We start from the raw sequence: 20,070 nt of genomic DNA on the forward strand, positions 1-20,070 counted from the left end.
GCATTGCCCGCCAGTACAAGCAGACAGACGGCTATCTGGTTACCAATCGACGTTTATTTCCACAACGCGCAGCGCGTTTCCGTCTTGGTCGTGAACGCCTGCTCGCCGGGGATCGTCGCCGTAATCTTGTAGTAGTCCCACGGCTCCTTGGACTCGGCCGGCGTCTTCACCTGCATCAGGTACATGTCGTGGATCATGCTGCCGTCCTGACGGATGTAACCCTTCGCGTAGAAGTCGTTGATCTTGGTCTTCTTCAGTTGCGCCATCACCTTGTCGGAGTCGGTCGAGCCCACCGCCTTCACCGCGTTCAGATAGGTCATGGTCGCCGAGTAGTCGGCGGCCTGCAGGCTCGACGGCATCTTCTTCATCTTGTCGAAGTAGCGCTCCGCCCACTTGCGAGTGGTCGCGTCCTTGTTCCAGTACCAGCTGTCCGTCAGAACGAGACCTTGGGTGGTTTCGAGGCCCAGGCTGTGGATATCGTCGATGAACACCAGCAGCGCGGCGAGTTTCATCGTTTTGGTGATGCCGAACTCCTTGGCTGCCTTGATCGAATTGATCGTGTCGCCGCCCGCGTTGGCGAGGCCCAGAATCTGTGCCTTCGACGCCTGCGCCTGCAACAGGAACGACGAGAAGTCCGATGCCGACAGCGGATGACGCACCGCGCCCAGCACCTGGCCGCCATTCGCCTTCACCACGTCCGAGGTGTTTTTCTCGAGCGCCTTGCCGAACGCGTAGTCAGCCGTGAGGAAGTACCAGGTCTTGCCGCCCTGCTTCGTCACCGCCGAGCCCGTGCCCTTGGCCAGCGCCGTGGTGTCGTACGCATAGTGGATCGTGTACGGCGTGCATTGCTCGTTGGTCAGCGTGTCGGCGCCCGCTCCGATGCTGATATACACCTTCTTCTTTTCACCGGCCACGGTGTTCATCGACAAACCCGTTGCCGAGTTCGTGCCGCCGATCAGCAGGTCGACGCCGTCGCGGTCGAACCACTCGCGTGCGCGTGAGGCCGCAATGTCCGCCTTGTTCTGGTGGTCCGCATACACCACCGTGATCGGCTTGCCGTTGACCTTGCCGCCGAAGTCCGCCACTGCCATGCGGATCGCTTCGAGGCCCCCCTGGCCGTCGATATCCGCGTACAGACCCGACATGTCGGTGATGAAGCCAATCTTCACCGCGTCGTCAGCCGCTTGCGCGCTGCCCATCGTCAGAGCGGCGCCGGCGGCGACCGCGAAACAAAGGGAGGCTAGCCGCGCGAGTGGGTTCTTTGTCATTCCTGTCTCCTGGTTTCTTCGCTTGTGGTTATCAGAGGCAAATCGGGCGGTTTTTTATACGCCCAAAAGATCGTGCAGGATCGGCATCTTTGTTTCGAGTTCACTTGCCCCGAAGTGCTCGACAATCGCGCCGTGCTCCATCACGTAGAAGCGATCGGCAAGCGGCGCGGCAAAGCGGAAATTCTGCTCGACCATCACCACGGTGTAGCCGCGCGCCTTGAGCGTCATGATCATGCGTGCCAGCGCCTGAACGATGACAGGCGCAAGCCCTTCCGAGATTTCGTCGAGCAGCAGCAAGCTTGCGCCGGTGCGCAGAATGCGCGCTACCGCGAGCATCTGCTGTTCGCCGCCTGAGAGCCGCGTGCCCTGGCTCATGCGGCGTTCGTGCAGATTCGGAAACATCGAATAGATTTCTTCGAGCGACATCATGTGCGCCTTGTCCCCGACAGGCGGCGGCAGGAGCAGATTCTCCTCGCATGAGAGGCTCGAAAAAATACCGCGCTCTTCCGGGCAATAACCAATGCCGCAATGCGCGATGCGATGCGTGGGCAGATTGATCGTCTCACGTCCGGCAATGCGGATCGAACCGGTGCGCCGACCGGTCAGGCCCATGATGGCGCGCAGCGTCGTGGTCCGTCCCGCGCCATTGCGGCCCAGAAGCGTGACGACTTCGCCGCGGTTCACCGTCAGATCGACGCCATGCAGAATGTGGGATTCCCCGTACCACGCCTGCAAACCCTTGATGTCCAGCGCGGGCACGGCGTTATCCGTCCCGCTAACGTCGAGACTTTCGCGCTCGGCAATCGTATTCATGCGTGGGCTCCGGCAAGCGCCGCGTCGGCGCTGCCCATATAGGCTTGCATCACGAGCGGATTCTTCGACACTTCGGCGTAGCTGCCTTCGGCGAGCACTTCGCCACGTTGCAGCACGGTAATCGTGTCGGAAATGCCGGCGATCACATTCATGTTGTGCTCGACCATCAGGATGGTGCGGCCGCTCGATACCTTCTTGATTAGCGCCGTCACGCGATCGACGTCTTCGTGGCCCATGCCTTGCGTGGGCTCGTCGAGCAGCATGAGCTCCGGCTCCATGGCGAGCGTGGTGGCAATTTCCAGCGCGCGTTTGCGGCCGTAGGAAAGTTCGACCGTCAACACGTCGGCGAAATCGGTCAATCCGACCTGCGTGAGCAAATCCATTGCGCGATCATCGAGTTGGCGAAGCGTGCGTTCGCTCTTCCAAAAATGAAATGCCGTGCCGAGCTGACGCTGCAAGCCAATGCGCACATTCTGCAATGCTGTCAGATGCGGAAATACAGCGGAAATCTGAAATGACCTGATAATGCCGCGCCGTGCGATTTGCGCCGGGCGTTCGCTCGTAATGTCGATACCGTTGAAAACGATTTGACCCGCAGTCGGTTCGAGAAATTTGGTGAGCAGATTGAAGCAGGTGGTCTTGCCTGCCCCATTCGGGCCGATCAGCGCATGGATCGAGCCACGGCGCACGCGCAGGTTCACACCGTTCACGGCGATAAAGCCTTTGAACTCACGGGTGAGGCCGCGCGTTTCGAGAATCGTATCGCCGAGAATCATGTTCCCTTCCATACGGAGTAAGGCGAAGCATTACGATCTTCCGCGCGAACCGCTGCGCGACTTTTTATGACGGCGGCACCCCGTGCCGCTCGTTGGCGTGCTGCACCAATCCGGACGGTAATCCATGGGGCCACACGCAGCATGGCTGCCATTGTCGCGCCAATGATGCAGCGCATTCATTGGGATTTGCACTTAGTGGATGATGCCGGTCTGCAACATGACCCTAAGCACGTGATGCCCGCCGTGCACGTCGGACGGGCATCTCATGCGAGCCATATGACACTTGTCACACGGTGAACACGGAAGGCGTCGAGCTTGTATGCACCACGGAACTGCCGGCAACGCGCGCACGGCGATCCTCGCGGATCATCTCGCTGGCGCGCTCCGCGATCATCAGCGTGGGCGAATTGGTGTTGCCCGAGGTGATGGTCGGCATGACAGATGCATCGACCACCCGCAATCCGTCAACACCGATAACTCGTAACCGGTTGTCGACCACCGCGCCGGGGTCGTCGGTCGTGCCCATGCGGCAGGTGCCGACCGGATGGAAGATGGTCGTGCCGACGGCGCCGGCAGCCTGCTGCAACTCTTCCTCGGTCTGGTACTGGACGCCCGGCAAAATCTCTTGCGGCCGGTAGCGCGAGAGCGCGGGCGCCGCGGCAATGCGTCGCGTGAGACGCAGCGCATTGGCGGCAACGTGCCGGTCGTAATCGGTAGAGAGATAGTTGGGGGCGATCAACGGCGGCGCTGACGCATCGGCTGATTCAATGTGAATGCTGCCGCGCGAAGTGGGCCGCAACTGGCACACGGACGCAGTGAACGCGTTGAATCGGTGCAGCGGTTCGCCGAATCGATCGAGCGAAAGCGGCTGGACGTGATACTCGAGATCGGGCCGCGTCAGCGAGCGATCATTCGGGTCCGATTTGGCAAACGCGCCGAGTTGCGACGGCGACATCGACATCGGCCCGCTTTGAAACAGCGCGTACTGCATGCCGATCATCAGCTTGCCCCACCAATGCGCGGACGCTGTGTTGAGTGTGCGCACGCCATCGACTTTATAGGCCATTCGCAATTGCAGATGGTCCTGCAAATTTTCTCCCACGCCGCGCAGATCGTTGACGACTTCAATACCCAGGTTCTGCAGACGTGCACCGTTGCCGATACCGGAGAGTTCGAGCAATTGCGGCGAATTGACAGCACCAGAGCTGAGGATCACTTCGCAGCGTGCTTTGGCCAGATAGTCCGTGTTGTCGCCGCGATATTCGACGCCTGTGCAACGGCGACCTTCGAATACGACGCGTTGCGTGTGCGCGCCGGTAATGACCATGAGATTCGGCCGCTTGAGTGCGGGACGCAGAAATGCCTTCGACGCATTCCAGCGAATGCCGCGCTTCTGATTGACGTCGAAGTAGCCGACACCGGTGTTATCGCCGCGATTGAAGTCGTCCGTGGCGGGGATGCCGGTCTCCTGCGCAGCGCGTGAAAACTCTTCGAGTATTTTCCATTTCAACCGCTGTTTCTCCACGCGCCAAGGACCGCCCGCGCCATGCGACTCGGTCGCGCCGGCATAGTGATCTTCGCTGCGCCTGAAGACGGGCAACACCGAGTTCCACGACCAGGACGAGTCGTTCGTGACGCGAGCCCATTCGTCGTAGTCTTCGCGCTGCCCACGCATGTAGATCATGCCGTTGATTGAGGAGCTTCCGCCCAGGACGCGTCCGCGCGGGTACGAAAGCGCGCGGCCATCCAGCCGCGGCTCAGATTGTGTTTTGTAGAGCCAGTCCGTGCGCGGGTTGCCGATGCAATAGAGGTAGCCGACCGGCACATGAATCCAGTGGTAGTCGTCTTTGCCGCCGGCTTCGAGCAGCAGTACCCGCACGTCTGGATCTTCGCTCAGGCGATTGGCCAGCACACAGCCCGCCGTCCCCGCGCCCACGATGATGTAATCGAACTCGCCTTCGAGCCGCCGCGGGGTCTCGGGCCTGGTGTCGGAATCGCTCATTGTTCAGTCTCCTAAGCTTTTTTGCAGACCGGTCGTATGATTGGCATGCGACCGCGGCGTTGGGCTCTAATTGTGTTTCCAGCTTTTCTTCTGCATGTGCGGCGGCCGTTTCGCTACTGCCTTCGGCCGCCACGAGCAGCGCTGCCGAAGGCCAATGCCTCAATCTACTTAGCCACCGGCATCGTAAACTCAGCGCCTTTGGCGATGCTGTCGGGCCAGCGCTGCATGATGCTCTTGTAGCGGGTGTAAAACCGCACGCCTTCTTCACCATACGCGTGATGGTCGCCGAAGAGCGACTTCTTCCAGCCACCAAACGAGTGCCACGCCATCGGCACCGGAATCGGCACGTTGATGCCAACCATGCCGATCTGGATCTGGCGCGAGAACGCGCGAGCGACACCGCCATCGGACGTAAACAGCGACACGCCGTTGGCAAACTCATTGGCGTTGATGAGTTCCACCGCGGACGCAAAATCCGGCACGCGCACCACACAAAGCACGGGTCCGAAAATCTCTTCCCGGTAAATCTTCATGTCGGTCGAAACATCGTCGAACAAGGTGCCGCCAAGAAAGAATCCCTTCTCGTGTCCACTGACCTGATGGCCTCGCCCATCGACAACCAGTTTCGCGCCCGCCGCGACGCCAGAGTCGATATAGCCCACCACTTTCTCGCGATGCACCGCCGTGACCAACGGTCCCATCTCGGCATCCGACTCCATGCCGTTGAGAATCTTCAGGCTCTTCACGCGCGGCGTGAGCCGTTCGACCAGTTCATCGGCGATATGCCCGACGGCGACGGCCACCGAAATGGCCATGCATCGCTCGCCCGCCGAGCCGTACGCCGCGCCGATCAAGGCGTCGACTGCCTGGTCGAGATCCGCGTCCGGCATCACTACCAGATGATTCTTCGCTCCGCCCAAAGCCTGCACACGCTTGCCGTGCTTCGTGCCCTCCGTGTAGATGTATTCGGCGATCGGCGTCGAACCGACGAACGACAACGCGCTGACTTCCGGATGCACGAGCAATGCGTCGACCGCCACCTTGTCGCCGTGCACGACGTTGAAAACGCCATCCGGCAAGCCGGCCTCCCTCAACAATTCGGCAAGCCGGTTCGAACAGGAAGGATCCCGCTCGGACGGCTTCAACACGAACGTGTTGCCGCACGCAATCGCGACGGGAAACATCCAGCACGGCACCATCATTGGGAAATTGAACGGCGTAATGCCGGCGACCACGCCGAGCGGTTGACGCAGGTTCCAGTTGTCGATGCCGCCGCCGATCTGATCGGTAAAGTCGGACTTCAGCAGATTCGGAATGCCGCAGGCGAACTCGACGATTTCGATGCCACGCATCACTTCACCCTTCGCGTCCGAAAACACCTTGCCGTGCTCACGCGTGATCAGTTCCGCCAGTTCGTCGTGATGACGGTCGAGCAGCTCCTTGAACTTGAACAGAACACGCGCCCGCTTGATCGGCGCGGTTTCGCTCCATGCCGGGAACGCGTCTTTGGCGGCGGCGACGGCCGCGTCCACTTCGGCGACGCTCGCGAGCGGCACGCGTGCGCTGACGCTGCCTTGAGCAGGATTGAAGACGTCGCCGAAGCGGCCGCTCGTGCCTTCGACGGTTTTGCCATTGATGAAATGCGTCAGCGCGTTCGCGCTCTTCGCGCTGCGCACGGCTTCGTCCTGATATGTCTCGCTCATGGTGTCCTCTTTCCTGTGAAGTCTTCCGCCCCGGCGCCTGCGGCTCGATCAAGGCGTGCTGAAGCTGAAGCGTACGGCGCTTCGGGCCGGCAAATCCAATGAGTAATGCTCAACTGCGTTATAAGGCGGGTTAATATCAGGATATGGATCTGACTCTGCTCCGGGCCTTCGTCACCGTGGCGCGCGAGGGCAACCTCACGCGCGCCGCGGTGCAGCTTCACCTGACCCAACCCGCCGTCAGCCTGCAAATCAAGCATTTGCAGGAGACGCTCGGCGTGACGCTGTTCACGCGGACTTCGCACGGGCTTTCGCTGACGCGCGACGGCCAGGCGCTGCTGCCGCACGCGGAACGCGCGCTTGGCGCGGCGAACGACGTGCAGCGGGCGGCGCAATCGCTGCGCCACGAAGTACGCGGGCGTTTGCGGATCGGCACGATCCTCGACCCGGCGTTTCTGCGCCTCGGCGGCTTCCTGAAGCAACTCGTGGAAACCTGGCCGCGCATCGAGACAGCCTTGCGCCACGGCATGTCGGGATGGGTGCTGGAGCAGGTTCGCGCGGGTGAGCTCGATGTCGGCTACTACATCGGCCTGCCGTCCGAAGACGAACCGCGCGACGGACCCGGTTTTCACGCCGTCACGCTGACTCACTTCCAGTACCGTGTGCTGGCGCCCGCCGGCTGGAAAGACCGCGTCAAAGGCGCGCGCGACTGGCGCTCGCTTGCGGCGCTGCCGTGGATCTGGACGCCGCCCGCGTCGGCGCATAACCGCTTGTTGTCGCGCTGCTTCGACGAGGCAGGCGTGAAGCCCATCAAGGTGGCGGAAGTGGATCAGGAGCCGTCCATGCTCGACCTGGTCAAATCAGGCGTGGGCCTCACGCTCGCACGCGACGCCACCGCGATCGCCGAAGCGCATGCGCACGCGCTGACCATTGTCGAAGGTGTGACCGTGCCGACTCAGCTCAGCTTCATCACGCTCGCGCAGCGCAAGGAGGAGCCGGCCATTGCGGCAGCGCTGAAGTTGATCGAGCAGCAATGGGCGACGTGATGAGCACGCGAACGACGATTGCGTGAAGCATGATCGGCCGTCAGCCAGCGTGCGACAGGCAAGCGATATGAGCCGCTCTCATGATGTCCGTGTACCGCGCAGTCCTCGCGGCGATCCTCACGGCGACCCTCTCGCGCGGCGCTTTCCGCGGACCACCGCGACGATCGGCCGGTGAGTTTCATCACCCGTCGCGTCCATCCGCCCCACATCTGAAACCACACCGTCACGCAGTTTTTGTTAGATTGAGGCTTCGCGCTCACGCGCCGTCCCCGCATTGTTTCCCGTTCCGCCTGACTTTGTCCTTCCCGGCAGCTTCGCCCCGGCAACACCGGAAGTCGCCGACCACTCCATCCTTCGACAGGAGCCTGACATGGCACGCAACATTGAAATCAAAGCCCGCGCCCAGCATTTCGAGCAACTCCGCGAACGCGCGGCGCAGCTCGCGCCGGACGCGCCGCTGATCTTCCGCCAGCAGGACTTTTTCTACGACGTGCCGCGCGGCCGCCTGAAGCTGCGCCAGTTCGACGACGGCACGCCGGCCGAGTTGATCTTCTACCAGCGCGACGACCGTGACGGCCCGAAAGCGTCTTATTACACGCGCAGCCCGGTGACCAACCCGGAAGCCATGCACGCGCTGCTCGCCACCGCGCTGACCACGCGCGGCATCGTCACCAAGGAACGGCATGTGTATCTGACCGGGCGCACACGTATCCATCTGGACCGGGTGGACGGTCTGGGCGACTTCGTCGAACTCGAAGTCCTGCTTGCCCAGGACGACGACGAAGAAGGCGGCCATGCAGAAGCGCACGCGATGTTCGCCACGCTCGGCGTGCCGGAATCGGATCTGGTGGCGGTGGCCTACGTCGATCTGCTGAGCCCGGACAGCGCGCCGAAGCAAGCCGCGTAAGACCGGGGCGCTACAGGCCGCGGCCTGAATCCGCGAGACCGGCGCCGCATGCGTAACGCCGCCGCTTCAAGCGGCGGCTGCGCCCGGTGACAGATGGCCGAGCGGCAACGGCCCGTTGCGTTTGAAGGTGGTGAGCACGATATTCGAACGTACGCTATCGACGCCCGGCACACGCATCAGCTTTTTCATCACGAACGTCGACAGATAGTTCAGATCGGGCGCGACGATGCGCAACAGATAGTCGGCGTCGCCCACCACGGCATGGCACTCCAGCACTTCAGGCAGCACGTCGATCTGTTGCTGGAATTGCTCGATGATCGAATCGCCGTGGTGCTTCAACTTCAAGCTCGTAAAAGCGGTGACGCCGAGCCCGAGTTTTTCCGGCCGCAGCACGACGCGATAGCCGTCCACCACACCCGCCTGCTCCAGACGCTGTAAGCGCCGGCCAATCTGTGACGGTGACAGCGGCACCTGCTCAGCCAGTTGCTGATGCGTTGCCCGGCCGAAGCGCTGAAGCACCTCCAGCAGCGCGAGATCGAAGTGATCCAGTTCTAACATGACGACTTCCTGCATTAAATGGTGATTTCATGCATGATTATTGCATATCACACCTATAAAACGCCAACGTTGCGCCCTTTCCGCATACTTGCCGCTCTACACTTGCATCACCGATTTTTACTGCCGCTACCGCAGAGCGTTGCACCATGTCCACCGCCAATACCGCCAAACTGAAAGAGCAATTCGACGCCGGGCTCGAAACCCGTGCCGATTTCACCATCGATCAACCAACCGAAAGCTACGGCGCGGTCGACCACGCAGTATGGCAACAGCTCTACGCGCGCCAGACGGCGTTGCTCAAAGGGCGCGTATGTCACGAGTTTCTGGCGGGCGTCGAACGCATCGGCATGCCGGCCGACCGCGTGCCCTCCTTCGACGAGATCAACGCGAAGCTCATGCCCGCCACTGGTTGGCAGATTGTCGCCGTGCCGGGCCTCGTGCCGGACCAGGTGTTCTTCGAGCATCTGGCGAACCGCCGTTTTCCCGTGACCTGGTGGATGCGCCGGCCCGACCAGCTCGATTACCTGCAGGAACCGGATTGTTTTCATGATCTTTTCGGCCACGTGCCGCTGTTGATCAACCCGGTATTCGCCGACTACATGCACGCATACGGCCGCGCCGCGCTTGCCGCCCATGACGCCGGCGCCCTGCCGCTGCTCGCGCGCCTCTACTGGTACACCGTGGAGTTCGGCCTGATCCGCGACGCGGCAAGTCCGAACGGCGTGAAGATTTATGGCGCGGGAATTGTGTCGAGCAAGGGCGAGACGCTCTACAGCCAGCAGAGCGCCGCGCCGAACCGGCTCGGCTTCGACCTCGAACGCGTGATGCGCACCCGCTACCGCATCGACACGTTCCAGAAGACCTACTTCGTAATCGATGATTTTGCGCAGTTGTTCAACGTGACGCAAACCGACTTCGCGCCGCTGCTGGCAAAGCTTGCCGCCCAACCGGCGTTCGCGGCCGGCGACGTGCTCGAACACGATCGCGTCATCACGCGCGGCTCACGGGAGGGCTGGCTGGCAGACGGCGATATCTGACAGGTAACGCCGGGCAGGCCGGCAGCGGGCAGGCTTTATCCATGAAAAAATAGCGGATGCGCACGCCCACCGGCGTGTCTGTCCAGACTCAATGAGGTAGCACCATGATTCACAAACTCACTTCAGAAGAACGCGCCACCCAGATCGCCGCGCTGAATGGCTGGCAAGCCGCGACGGGCCGCGACGCAATCCAGCGCCAGTTCACATTCGCCGACTTCAACGAAGCATTCGGTTTCATGACCCGCGTCGCGATCAAGGCGCAGGAAATGGATCACCATCCGGAATGGTTCAACGTGTACAACAAGGTGGAAATCACGCTTTCGACGCACGAGGCCAACGGTTTGACCGAGCGCGACATCGAATTGGCCGCGTTTATCGACAGTATTACGGCGTAATACAAACAAACAGGTCGGCTTCAGGCGTGATTACGCGCCGCATACGGAACTATTCGGCGGCAATGAAAGGGCATTGCAGGTAATCCCTTGTCCAAACCTTCAGTTCTACAGGCTATTCTTAAGGTGCACGTAAGAATCCCACGCAAGCCTCGCAGTCGCGTCCAAACGATCCGGCGATAGCGTGTTCTGACGCTGTACAATCATCAACGCATACGGCTTGGAGAGCGCGCTTGCCTCCTTGCACAGAACGAGTTCGTCGCCGCTCGAAGGTGAGCGGGCGCGCCAGAAGTTGATCGCGGCTTCCAGTTCGTGAATGCTTATCTCGGACATGACTTCGTGATCGCTCTCAAGAAAACGCCGGCCCGTCCCAAGTTTTCTTGCCCCTCGGGGGACTCGCGCGAAGCGACAGGTCCGGGGCGCGGAACAGGTGCTTCGAGGCTGCTCGATGCCTGCTTCGTGGCCGCTTCTTCGTGTCAGTCCGGTATAGCCACGCCGCACGCTGCCTGTGCAGCAGGCGCCCCGGCGAACCGCTTGCCCAAACGCCTAACCCATTGTACTTGAGCGAAATCCATGCGACTCCTTCTGATCGAAGATGACCGCCCCATCGCACGCGGCATCCAAAGCAGTCTCGAACAAGCCGGCTTCACCGTCGACATGGTTCACGACGGCATTTTCGCCGAACAGGCCCTAACGCAAAATCGCCACGAACTGGTGATCCTCGATCTGGGCTTGCCCGGCATCGACGGCATGTCGCTGCTCTCGCGCTTCCGTCAGAGCAATCGTCACACGCCGGTGATCATCCTCACCGCGCGCGACGAATTGAACGACCGCGTGCAAGGTCTGAATTCCGGCGCCGACGACTACATGCTGAAGCCGTTCGAACCCACCGAACTCGAAGCACGCATTCGCGCGGTGATGCGCCGCAGCGGTCCGCACGGCGACATGCCGCGTCCGGAAGTGTCGCTGGGTGGTGTACGCCTGTCGGGCGTCGACCGCCGCATTTTCAACGACGACAAGCCGCTCGAGCTCTCACCGCGTGAATTCGCCGTGCTCGAAATGCTGCTGTTGCGTCATGGCCGCGTGGTCAGCAAGGCGCAACTGCAAGACCATCTGACGCATTTCGGCGGCGATCTCGGCGACACCGCGATCGAAGTCTACGTGCACCGGGTCCGTAAAAAGCTCGAAAGCTGCCGTGTCGAGATCGTCACGGTGCGTGGCTTCGGTTACCTGTTGCAGGAAATCCGCCAGGCCGCATAATCGTCATGAAGGCCGCAATGCCCATTGCGGCCTGACGGCGCCGGGCCGGCACCGCGCACTGGCTGCGCAACACGCCGGCCGTCGGCGAAATTTCGCGGTGCTTGCGCCGTTGCCTCTTTCCCGCGCGTTCGATCATGCCCCAGCCGGCCGCCAATAGTCTGCGCCGCACGCTGCTGCGGCGCCTCGCTGCTCCCCTTTCGCTGCTCGCGCTCATGAGCGGCCTGATCGCATACTGGCTGGCGTGGCAGTACACGCAGCACGTGGTCGACCGTTCGCTCGCCGATCTCGCCACCGCGATCTCCAAACAGATCCAGATTGCCGGCCCGGACGCCAAAGTCACCGTGCCGCCACTTGCCCAAGCCATGTTCTCGGATCCGGTGGAACACCTCGTCTACCGGATCAGCACTGGCGAAACCGAAATCGCCGGCGACCATAATCTTCCGCTGCAAGGCACGAGCGTGCGGCGCATGCATTACGCGTACGTATTCGAAACGCAGCATCAGGGCGTGACGGTGCGCGTGGCACAGGTGCGGGTCGATCAACCAACGGGCAATCCGATCGTCGTCGAGGTCGGCCAACCGGTGCACCACCGGTTTCGAATCGCCGCCGAGTTTCTCGTCGCGATCATGATGCCGCTGCTATTGCTGCTGCTGGCGGGCTGGGTGATCGTGTGGCGCGTGGTCAATCAGCAGCTCAATCCGCTGACCGATCTTGCGGATTCACTGAACCGGCAAACCCATACGTCGCTCGAACCGGTCGACGAGACCTATGTGCCGGTCGAAATCCGGCCGTTGACCGGTGCGCTGAATGCGTTGCTCGGTCGCCTGAAAACCGCGCTCGACGGCCAGCGCAAGTTTATCGCCGACGCCGCGCATCAACTGCGCACGCCACTCACCGCGGTCAAGCTGCACGCGGAGCAGGCGGCCGTTGCGCGCGACCCGCAGCAAACGCTGACCGCGGTGCGTGAGCTGCGCGCCGCAGCCGACCGAGCGGTGCGGCTGTCGAATCAACTGCTTTCGCTCGCGCGCGCCGAGCCGGGCGAACAGGCGGCTCGCTTCGTCAACGTCGACATGGCCGCGCTCGCGTTCGATACCGGCGCGGAATGGGTGCCGCGTGCGTTGACGTTCCACGTCGACCTCGGTTTCCAGCGTCTGGACGACCCGAGCAACGGCCATCCGTTGATGGCGCGCGGCAATCCCGTACTGCTGCACGAAGTGATTGCCAATCTGCTGGATAACGCGCTGAAGTACATGCCACCGTCGCGCTTCGATGGCGGCCGCATTACGGTAACGGTGTCGCAAACGGTGATCGACGACCTGCGCATGGCGGAGATTGCCGTTGAAGACAACGGGCCGGGCGTGCCGCGCAATCAGCAGGCCGATCTCTTCAAACGGTTTTTCCGCGGCGACGGTCAGAGCGATGCCGGCGTGGACAGCGGCGCCGGTCTCGGCCTCGCCATCGTTCACGACATCATGGTGTTGCATCACGGCAGCGTGCATTACGAAGACGCGCCGGAAGGCGGCGCACGTTTCATTGTGCGCATACCGCTCGTGCCGATCAGCGTACACATTGAAGCCGCGCCCGATACAAGGCGGCCGGCAAAAAAATCGGCGCACTCGGCGCCGGTGGATAGCTAACGGATCAGCTGTGCGACGGACTGCCTGGCGCGTTCACCAATGTGAACGACTCAGGCAGCGCGCATGTCATTTCTTCTTCGCTTTCTTTGCAGTCGTCTTGGCCTTTTTGGCCGACTTCTCAGACTTGCCCGCGCCCTTCTCCTTCTCCGGCGGGGCCAGCATCGTGCCCCGGCACTTGCGCGCGCCGCAACGGCATTCGTATTCCTTCTTGAGCTTCTTGGTCTGCCGCGCGTCGATTACGAGGCCATAGTCGTAAAAGACTTCCTCGCCTTCGGCGATATCGCGCAACGCGTGCACATACACGTGACCGTCGATTTCTTCGGCTTCGCAGTTCGGCGCGCAGGAATGGTTGATCCAGCGCGCGCTATTGCCATTCACTTTGCCGTCGATCACCTTGCCGCTGTCGAGTGCGAAATAGAACGTGTGATTCGGCTCCGCCGGATTGTGCGGATGACGGCGCAGCGCTTCTTTCCAGGAGATCCGTTCGCCCTTGTATTCGATCAGCCGCTCGCCGGCCGCAATCGGTTCGACGGCAAACACGCCTTTGCCGTGCACACCCGAACGGCGCACGGCGATCCTGCGTGAACTCATTGAATGAATCCTTGTGAAGAACTTGGGGTGAAGATCGGCAGCCGTCAGGAATGCCCGCGTCTAATGCGCTGCTCTTTTCCGACGCGCATAGCAAACGCGGCGCCTTGCGAGCGCCGCGTCGATCTGCGACGCTCATGCGCCACAACCGGCATCGTACACGCTCACGACGGCTTCGTTCAACCGTCAAAAAGACGCGCGCGCGAGACGTGCCACCAATTTCACCGTTGTCCGAACGAAATGTCGCCGAACAGCGCCTTTTGCTCGCGCGGTTGCGAGCGCCAGTACTGCGGCGGCGCTTCGACCGTCGCACCGAGTTGCGCCGCGGCGTGCCATGGCCAACGCGGGTTGTACAGCAATGCGCGAGCCAGCGCGATCAGATCGGCGTCGCCGGCTTCGATCAGTTGCTCGGCGTGCAATGGGTCGGTGATCAAACCCACCCCGATGGTGGTGAGGCCCGTGGCCTCCTTGACGGCCTTGGCGAAGGGGATCTGATAACCCGGTTCAAGCGGAATCTTCTGTAGCGGCGAGACGCCGCCGGACGACACGTCGATCCAGTCGCAGCCGCGCTTTTTCAGCTCCTGCGCGAACGCAATCGTATCCTCGAGCGTCCAGCCGCCTTCGACCCAGTCGGTTGCCGAGACGCGTACGCCAACGGGTTTGTCGGCGGGAAATGCAGCGCGCACGATATCGAAGATTTCAAGCGGAAAGCGCATGCGGTTCTCAAGCGAGCCGCCGTATTCGTCGTCGCGTTGGTTGGCGATCGGCGAGAGGAATTGATGCAGCAGATAGCCGTGTGCCGCATGCACTTCCAGTCCGTCGATGCCGAGCCGCGCGGCGCGCCGCGCCGAGGCCGCGAATGCCTCGCGGATCCGGTTCAACGCAGGTATGTCGAGCGCCAGTGGCGGCTCTTCACCTGCCTTGTGTGGCAACGCGGACGGCGCGTGCGGCAACCATCCGCCTTGCGACACCGGAATCAGCTGGCCACCTTCCCAAGGCGCGTGGCTCGACGCCTTGCGCCCGGCGTGCGACAACTGCATCGTGACCTTGATGTGCGAATGCTTGCGGATCGCGGCGAGCACGGGAACGAGCGCGGCTTCGGTGACGTCGTCCCACAAGCCGAGATCGCCCGGTGTGATGCGTCCGTCCGGCTCGACTGAAGTCGCCTCGATGCACAGCATGCCGGCACCCGACAATGCCATGCTGCCGAGATGGATCATGTGCCACGCCGTTGCCTCGCCACGCTCGGCGGAATACTGGCACATCGGGGACACGACGATACGATTGGGAAGCGTCACGCTGCGCAGCGTGAGCGGAGAAAAAAGCGCGCTCATGGATTACGCCCAGTAAAAACCCAAGAGCGAACGAGCATAGCACCGCAGTGGAATTACTGCTGGCACGGGCCTATCAGGGTTTCGCCTCGACCTGATCGAGCCATTCGCTGAACATCCGGCGCGCGGCGACTTCGAGCGCGGGACCGAACTGCGCGGTCTCGGCCCGCAACTGGCGCGCGTCGATACCGTGGCCCGCAAGCTCACCGGCGTTACCAATCAGCCAGGGCTCGAAGCGATCGGTCCGAATCTCCGGATGACACTGCAGACCCAGCACATGGCTGCCCCAGGCGAACGCCTGGTTCTCGCACGCAGGGGTCGACGCGAGACGTGTCGCGTTGTCAGGCAAATCGAAGGTGTCGCCGTGCCAATGCAGCATGGAAGTCTGCGCGCCATCCAGATGACGCACCGGCGAAGCGCGGCCGGCATCGGTCAACGTAAGCGGTGTCCAACCGAGTTCGGTGCGGCCCGCGGGATAGACGCGAGCACCGAGCGCGCGGGCAATCAGTTGCGCGCCAAGGCAGATGCCGAGTGTCGGCAAACCCGCCGCTATGCGTTTCTCGATCTTGGACAGCAGCGGCACGAGCGTCGGGTAATGCGCGTCGTCGGTTGCGCTGATCGGGCCGCCAAGCACCACCATCAATGACGCGGAGACGGGATTCGGCGCCTCGATGCGAGCCACCCCGACATCGAGATAGCGAACCGGACGCCCGCGCTCGCCGAGCACCAGCTCAAGACTGCCCAGATCCTCGAAGTGCACGTGGCGAATGGCCAGAACTTCGTGATTCATCGGCCTGCCCCACCTTCAGGTTGACTAAAGACTTGCCGCCACGCGGCACCGGACGGCTGACAGGCGGCATGCGCCGCCCGCCAAAGCCGGCTGGGAGTGTAGCGGATTGTCCCGGAAGAAGCCGCCTTATTGGGCGAAGATCTTCCAGGTCTTCTTCTGGGTGGCGACGTCGGCAATCTCATACACCGAGCAATCGAGGCGCAGATCCGTATCCGACATGTTCATATCGAGTAACGCGCAATGATGCGGCGTCTTCTTCGGATTCTTGCTCGGCTCGAAGTGCGTGCAGGTCAGGCACATGCGGTGCGGCGGAATCGTGCCTTGCGCTTCCAGCTGATGCACGGTCTTGAGCAGCGTGCGATAGAACACAGCCTGCTCGTCATCGCGCAGCGTGCCGACCGCCTTGGCCAGAAAGTCCGGCCATTGCGCGGCGCGCTTCGCGGCCGTGCGGCCACGCGCCGTCAGGCGAACTGCGAGGGCGCGGCCGTCGTCGAGGGCACGGCGCTTTTCGACCAGGCCTTTGGTCTCGAGCGTGCTGACTGCATCGCTGGTTGTCGCGGCGGTGAGGGCCGTTTCACGGGCAATTTCGCCGAGACGCATCGGGCCTTTGCGCTGCATCAGCAAAACCAGAATTTCGCCTTGAGTCGGCGTCAGGCCAGCGCCTTCCGCCCATTCCCAAGCCTGGCTCCGCATTGCCGTGCTCAATCGCAATAGGCTGTGGGTCACCCGCCCGGTCGCCTGTTCTCCGTATACGCCTTCGCTCATAATCTTCGATTGGTTTATTTACAGCTTTCGTGCGCCGCTGGCGAACCATTCGCCGACCGCACCCGTAGCCTGTGTGGGGTAGCCTCGCCCAACTGCGGACAAGACGGTTTTCTACTATCTCAAAAATTTACCGCCCTGCAAGGCAAGGCAGCGAAAACGACATTCTATGCGAGAGCGGCGAATCGTACAGCTAACTTATCCAACGCAAGCTGTGGATAACCACGGGAAAACGCAAGGACAGCTTGTGCGCCGATTCTTGATAAGCCGCGAGGCCTGCCTGGCCGCACCGAAGTTGTCCTCGTATACCGGCCTCCACGCAGCCTCGAACAGCTCACTTATGGTTTACGCAGCGCATTGACTTTGCAGGGAATTATTCAGTTGTCCACAGGCCGGCGCAATGCTTGTTAACTACTACTACGTCTGTATACGTTAACTTTATAAAACCTAAGATACGCCGAGCTGAAAATTTAATTTATTGAAAAAAACCCGCTCGAGGCGGGTTTCCTTACGATTTACCGCGAGCCGTTCAGTCTCCGGCTACGCGCGCCACTGCAAACACTGTTGCCTGACGGCTTCGTGCAGGGACTTCTCCCGTTCGACGACGCCACGCAGCCAGGTCGCATCATTGACCTGACTGCGAGCAATCGAGCCGATTTCAGCCAGCGCATTACCCGAACCCAACGCTTCGGCGTGCGGAGCGATCCGATCGAGCGTTTCGAGAATGTCTTCGGAAATCGTCTTGCGTTCGCCCGTTTGCGGATTGATACAGGTGCCGGCCAGACCAAAACGGCATGCTTCGAAACGATTGAAGGTGTAGACGAGGTAGTCGTCTTCCTTCGGCGTGATCGGTTTGTCGAGCAGCAGATGCCGCGCGAGCGTCTGGATGTAGCAGGCAATCGCCGCCGCGCGATCCACCGACAACGGCGTGTCCATCACGCGCACTTCGATCGTGCCGAAACCGGGCTTCGGCCGGATGTCCCAGTAAAAATCTTTCATGCTGTTGACGACGCCCGTGTGGACCATCTTCGAGAAATATTCCTCGAAACTGTCCCACGTCAACACGAACGGCGCCCGGCCCGAGAGCGGGAACGCGAACACGGAATTCAGTCGTGCCGAATGAAAGCCGGTATCGACACCCTGCACGAACGGCGACGATGCGGACAAGGCAATGAAGTGCGGAATGAAGCGCGACATGGAATGCAGCAGGTAGAGCGCGCTGTTCGGATCCGGGCAGCCGATATGCACATGCTGGCCGAACACCGTGAACTGCTTGGCGAGATAGCCATACAACTCGGACAGGTACTGAAAGCGCGGCGTATCGACAATCTGCCGTTCACTCCATTGCTGGAACGCGTGCGTGCCGCCGCCGCACAAGCCGACGTTCAGATGATCGGCCGCCGAAACGAGCGTGTCGCGAATCTTGCGCAAGTCGGCGACGGCTTGCTCATGCGACGTGCAAATGCCGGTGGACAGCTCGATCATGCTTTCGGTGATTTCCGGCGTGATGTTGCCGGGGATCTTTTCGTCCTTGATGAGGCGCAGCAGATCCGAGCCGGCTTTGGTCAGATCATAGTCATGCGTGTTGACGATCTGCATCTCGAGTTCGACACCGAAGGTGAACGGTTTCGAATCGATGAAGGGTTCGAGTGACATGGCGTCCCCTGAGTCAGGTCGGCCGGGTGTGGGTCACGTGCCCGGCCGTTTTTGAATCGAATATAAGTTGGATGGAGCGTAGCAGGCACCGAGCTTCGAGCAACGAAGTGCGCCCGCCGGCGCGCTTACTCTTCGCGCCGTTCGCTCACCAGCGCGAGGCTGCGATAGACGAGCCACGGCCCGAGAATCTGCAGCACGAAAATGGAACACATGACGATCGCCCGCAGTTGCGGATCGAAATTCGGATACAGGTTGTACGTATCGTCGACCAGCAGATAGGCGAGCGCCGACATGGGCGATAACGACAGACCAAGCGCCATGCCCTGCTTCCAGTTCAAACCGCTCGGCTTGGCAAACGCCAGCACGCCGACCAGTTTTGCCACGAGGCGCGCAACAATCAGACCCAGCGCCGCGACGCCGCCGAGCGCAATGTCTTTCCATTCGAACGAAGTCAGCGTCAGCACGAACAGAATCACGGTCAACAACCAGCCGGCCGTGCCGAAGTGCTCCGGCCACAACTGCGGACGCGCTTCATGATTCTTTACGATGATGCCGGCGGCCAGCAACGCAAGAATGGTCGACAGCTTGAACAGATGCGCGACCGCAATGGCCAGCAGCACGAGGCCGAACAGCGCGACGAACGAATGTTCGTCCTGCATGTTCAAACGTCGATAAAAGAATGTGCAGGTGCGCGCGAGCAGATACGCGAGCACGAGCGAGCCGACCAGCAGATAAAGCGGTTGCAGGATGGTCGCGAATACGTTGCCGTACATTTCCTGATGCAGCCAGCTGGACACGAGCTTCTCGATCACCACCGCATACATGCTGTTCAGCGCGGTCAAGGTCAGCAGACGCTGGGTGACCTGGCCTTCCGCGCGCAATTCCGTTTTCAGCTGGATCACCATGGCCGGCGAAGTTGCCATGGCAATCGCAGCGAGCACGGTGGCCACCATGAGCGGCACGTTCAGAAACAGCAAGACCGGGAGCACGAGCGCGAAAGTCAGCGTGGCTTCGGCGACGCTCGACAGAATCAGCCACGGATTGCGACGGATCCAGCGCAAATCGAGGCGGCTGCCGAGTTCGAACAACAACAAGCCCAGCGCGACATCGAGCAACGGCCGCGCGGCGCTCGCTGAATCCGCGTCGATCACGCCCGAACCGGCGGCGCCGGCAATCAGACCAATCACCGCATAGCCGGAAATGCGCGGCAAACGCCACGCGCGATAGCACAGCTCACCGCACAGACCGGCGGCAAGCAATGCGAGACCAGCCCAAAAAATGGCGTCGGGTGAAAGCGGCCAGGCTGGAAAAAATGAAAACGCCGAATTCATCGTGATGGGTTCTCCTTTGCAGCAACGGCAGACGACACGAACCGGCGCAGACGCCGGCGAGCGGGTGGGCGCATGGAGCGCTCACTGTCGCGATCGCTTCGCATGGCCAGCGTTGCGAGTGTTCAACGATCGGATGATCTGAATGCGCCGCAGCCGCGGGGGGCCTGACGCATTCGGGGTGCGGCCGTAGCAACCGGCACGGTGAAAGAACGCCGT

19 protein-coding genes are annotated in these 20,070 nt (G+C 61.6%); 6 read left to right on the top strand and 13 right to left on the bottom strand.

Features of this window, described 5'->3' with window-relative positions; genetic code table 11:
* Positions 1–53: 53 nt before the first annotated feature.
* From P0D70_RS01290 to P0D70_RS01310, 5 genes are all read right to left on the bottom strand, one after another.
* Positions 54–1,268 carry an ABC transporter substrate-binding protein gene (locus tag P0D70_RS01290; RefSeq protein WP_408181726.1) on the bottom strand — a complete coding sequence of 405 codons (1,215 nt, stop codon included), beginning with the start codon at positions 1,266–1,268 and terminating at the stop codon, positions 54–56.
* Positions 1,269–1,322: 54 nt separating this feature from the next.
* The gene (locus P0D70_RS01295; protein ID WP_091797814.1) at positions 1,323–2,081 is read right to left on the bottom strand and encodes an ABC transporter ATP-binding protein; all 759 of its coding nucleotides are present in this window, start codon (positions 2,079–2,081) and stop codon (positions 1,323–1,325) included.
* The gene (locus P0D70_RS01300; protein ID WP_038457148.1) at positions 2,078–2,857 is read right to left on the bottom strand and encodes an ABC transporter ATP-binding protein; all 780 of its coding nucleotides are present in this window, start codon (positions 2,855–2,857) and stop codon (positions 2,078–2,080) included. The genes P0D70_RS01295 and P0D70_RS01300 overlap by 4 nt, the downstream gene beginning before the upstream one ends.
* A gap of 286 nt (positions 2,858–3,143) precedes the next feature.
* On the bottom strand, positions 3,144–4,859 hold the full coding sequence (locus tag P0D70_RS01305) for a GMC family oxidoreductase (RefSeq protein WP_408181730.1): 1,716 nt from the start codon (positions 4,857–4,859) through the stop codon (positions 3,144–3,146).
* Between the two features lie 164 nt (positions 4,860–5,023).
* Positions 5,024–6,562: a CoA-acylating methylmalonate-semialdehyde dehydrogenase gene (locus P0D70_RS01310; RefSeq protein WP_091797807.1), complete on the bottom strand. Its 1,539-nt coding sequence runs from the start codon at positions 6,560–6,562 to the stop codon at positions 5,024–5,026.
* A 143-nt stretch (positions 6,563–6,705) separates the two neighbouring features.
* Here P0D70_RS01310 and P0D70_RS01315 point away from each other — a divergent pair, with 143 nt between their 5' ends.
* Both P0D70_RS01315 and P0D70_RS01320 read left to right on the top strand, forming a co-directional pair.
* A complete protein-coding gene (locus tag P0D70_RS01315) occupies positions 6,706–7,605 on the top strand; it encodes a LysR family transcriptional regulator (protein ID WP_408181738.1) in 900 nt (299 codons plus the stop codon).
* Between the two features lie 370 nt (positions 7,606–7,975).
* Positions 7,976–8,512, top strand: a complete 537-nt coding sequence (locus tag P0D70_RS01320) for a class IV adenylate cyclase (RefSeq protein ID WP_091797800.1) — start codon at positions 7,976–7,978, stop codon at positions 8,510–8,512.
* Between the two features lie 66 nt (positions 8,513–8,578).
* Here P0D70_RS01320 and P0D70_RS01325 read toward each other — a convergent pair whose 3' ends face one another.
* Positions 8,579–9,070 (bottom strand): Lrp/AsnC family transcriptional regulator, encoded by a 492-nt coding sequence (locus tag P0D70_RS01325; RefSeq protein ID WP_408181741.1) that lies wholly within the window; start codon positions 9,068–9,070, stop codon positions 8,579–8,581.
* A 146-nt stretch (positions 9,071–9,216) separates the two neighbouring features.
* On the opposite strand from P0D70_RS01325, the gene phhA reads away from it, so the two are divergent.
* On the top strand, positions 9,217–10,107 hold the full coding sequence (gene phhA, locus P0D70_RS01330) for a phenylalanine 4-monooxygenase (RefSeq protein WP_408181744.1): 891 nt from the start codon (positions 9,217–9,219) through the stop codon (positions 10,105–10,107).
* 104 nt (positions 10,108–10,211) lie between these two features.
* Entirely contained in the window at positions 10,212–10,502 is a 291-nt protein-coding gene (locus P0D70_RS01335) for a 4a-hydroxytetrahydrobiopterin dehydratase (protein ID WP_408181748.1), read from the top strand.
* A 105-nt stretch (positions 10,503–10,607) separates the two neighbouring features.
* Here the strand turns inward: P0D70_RS01335 and P0D70_RS01340 are convergent, their stop codons facing one another.
* Positions 10,608–10,832, bottom strand: a complete 225-nt coding sequence (locus P0D70_RS01340; protein WP_091797788.1) for a DUF3717 domain-containing protein — start codon at positions 10,830–10,832, stop codon at positions 10,608–10,610.
* Between the two features lie 240 nt (positions 10,833–11,072).
* Between P0D70_RS01340 and P0D70_RS01345 the strand changes: the two genes are divergently transcribed.
* Positions 11,073–11,759, top strand: coding sequence for a response regulator transcription factor (locus tag P0D70_RS01345; RefSeq protein ID WP_091797785.1), 687 nt, complete (start codon positions 11,073–11,075; stop codon positions 11,757–11,759).
* Between the two features lie 134 nt (positions 11,760–11,893).
* Positions 11,894–13,396 carry an ATP-binding protein gene (locus P0D70_RS01350; RefSeq protein WP_408181752.1) on the top strand — a complete coding sequence of 501 codons (1,503 nt, stop codon included), beginning with the start codon at positions 11,894–11,896 and terminating at the stop codon, positions 13,394–13,396.
* Between the two features lie 66 nt (positions 13,397–13,462).
* On the opposite strand, the gene P0D70_RS01355 is transcribed toward P0D70_RS01350, so the two are convergent.
* From P0D70_RS01355 to P0D70_RS01380, 6 genes are all read right to left on the bottom strand, one after another.
* The gene (locus P0D70_RS01355) at positions 13,463–13,987 is read right to left on the bottom strand and encodes an SET domain-containing protein (RefSeq protein WP_408181754.1); all 525 of its coding nucleotides are present in this window, start codon (positions 13,985–13,987) and stop codon (positions 13,463–13,465) included.
* Between the two features lie 218 nt (positions 13,988–14,205).
* The gene (locus P0D70_RS01360) at positions 14,206–15,318 is read right to left on the bottom strand and encodes an NADH:flavin oxidoreductase/NADH oxidase (RefSeq protein ID WP_091797780.1); all 1,113 of its coding nucleotides are present in this window, start codon (positions 15,316–15,318) and stop codon (positions 14,206–14,208) included.
* Between the two features lie 73 nt (positions 15,319–15,391).
* On the bottom strand, positions 15,392–16,105 hold the full coding sequence (locus tag P0D70_RS01365; protein ID WP_408181757.1) for a glutamine amidotransferase: 714 nt from the start codon (positions 16,103–16,105) through the stop codon (positions 15,392–15,394).
* 126 nt (positions 16,106–16,231) lie between these two features.
* Positions 16,232–16,870: a MarR family winged helix-turn-helix transcriptional regulator gene (locus tag P0D70_RS01370; RefSeq protein ID WP_408181759.1), complete on the bottom strand. Its 639-nt coding sequence runs from the start codon at positions 16,868–16,870 to the stop codon at positions 16,232–16,234.
* 537 nt (positions 16,871–17,407) lie between these two features.
* The gene (locus tag P0D70_RS01375; protein WP_091797771.1) at positions 17,408–18,523 is read right to left on the bottom strand and encodes a YbdK family carboxylate-amine ligase; all 1,116 of its coding nucleotides are present in this window, start codon (positions 18,521–18,523) and stop codon (positions 17,408–17,410) included.
* A 125-nt stretch (positions 18,524–18,648) separates the two neighbouring features.
* On the bottom strand, positions 18,649–19,854 hold the full coding sequence (locus P0D70_RS01380) for a cation:proton antiporter (RefSeq protein WP_091797768.1): 1,206 nt from the start codon (positions 19,852–19,854) through the stop codon (positions 18,649–18,651).
* Positions 19,855–20,070: the final 216 nt, after the last annotated feature.

This window comes from Paraburkholderia sp. RL17-381-BIF-C (assembly GCF_046026435.1).
Taxonomy (GTDB): Bacteria; Pseudomonadota; Gammaproteobacteria; order Burkholderiales; family Burkholderiaceae; genus Paraburkholderia.

Excerpts from the sequence above, each read along its gene's own strand:
- P0D70_RS01295 (WP_091797814.1), bottom strand. The coding sequence starts at position 2,081 with ATGAATACGATTGCCGAGCGCGAAAGTCTCGACGTTAGCGGGACGGAT.
- phhA (WP_408181744.1), top strand. The coding sequence starts at position 9,217 with ATGTCCACCGCCAATACCGCCAAACTGAAAGAGCAATTCGACGCCGGG.
- P0D70_RS01350 (WP_408181752.1), top strand. The coding sequence starts at position 11,894 with ATGCCCCAGCCGGCCGCCAATAGTCTGCGCCGCACGCTGCTGCGGCGC.
- P0D70_RS01375 (WP_091797771.1), bottom strand. The coding sequence starts at position 18,523 with ATGTCACTCGAACCCTTCATCGATTCGAAACCGTTCACCTTCGGTGTC.
- P0D70_RS01310 (WP_091797807.1), bottom strand. The coding sequence starts at position 6,562 with ATGAGCGAGACATATCAGGACGAAGCCGTGCGCAGCGCGAAGAGCGCG.
- P0D70_RS01370 (WP_408181759.1), bottom strand. The coding sequence starts at position 16,870 with ATGAGCGAAGGCGTATACGGAGAACAGGCGACCGGGCGGGTGACCCAC.
- P0D70_RS01365 (WP_408181757.1), bottom strand. The coding sequence starts at position 16,105 with ATGAATCACGAAGTTCTGGCCATTCGCCACGTGCACTTCGAGGATCTG.
- P0D70_RS01300 (WP_038457148.1), bottom strand. The coding sequence starts at position 2,857 with ATGATTCTCGGCGATACGATTCTCGAAACGCGCGGCCTCACCCGTGAG.
- P0D70_RS01320 (WP_091797800.1), top strand. The coding sequence starts at position 7,976 with ATGGCACGCAACATTGAAATCAAAGCCCGCGCCCAGCATTTCGAGCAA.
- P0D70_RS01325 (WP_408181741.1), bottom strand. The coding sequence starts at position 9,070 with ATGTTAGAACTGGATCACTTCGATCTCGCGCTGCTGGAGGTGCTTCAG.
- P0D70_RS01335 (WP_408181748.1), top strand. The coding sequence starts at position 10,212 with ATGATTCACAAACTCACTTCAGAAGAACGCGCCACCCAGATCGCCGCG.
- P0D70_RS01345 (WP_091797785.1), top strand. The coding sequence starts at position 11,073 with ATGCGACTCCTTCTGATCGAAGATGACCGCCCCATCGCACGCGGCATC.
- P0D70_RS01290 (WP_408181726.1), bottom strand. The coding sequence starts at position 1,268 with ATGACAAAGAACCCACTCGCGCGGCTAGCCTCCCTTTGTTTCGCGGTC.
- P0D70_RS01380 (WP_091797768.1), bottom strand. The coding sequence starts at position 19,854 with ATGAATTCGGCGTTTTCATTTTTTCCAGCCTGGCCGCTTTCACCCGAC.
- P0D70_RS01305 (WP_408181730.1), bottom strand. The coding sequence starts at position 4,859 with ATGAGCGATTCCGACACCAGGCCCGAGACCCCGCGGCGGCTCGAAGGC.
- P0D70_RS01360 (WP_091797780.1), bottom strand. The coding sequence starts at position 15,318 with ATGAGCGCGCTTTTTTCTCCGCTCACGCTGCGCAGCGTGACGCTTCCC.
- P0D70_RS01340 (WP_091797788.1), bottom strand. The coding sequence starts at position 10,832 with ATGTCCGAGATAAGCATTCACGAACTGGAAGCCGCGATCAACTTCTGG.
- P0D70_RS01315 (WP_408181738.1), top strand. The coding sequence starts at position 6,706 with ATGGATCTGACTCTGCTCCGGGCCTTCGTCACCGTGGCGCGCGAGGGC.
- P0D70_RS01355 (WP_408181754.1), bottom strand. The coding sequence starts at position 13,987 with ATGAGTTCACGCAGGATCGCCGTGCGCCGTTCGGGTGTGCACGGCAAA.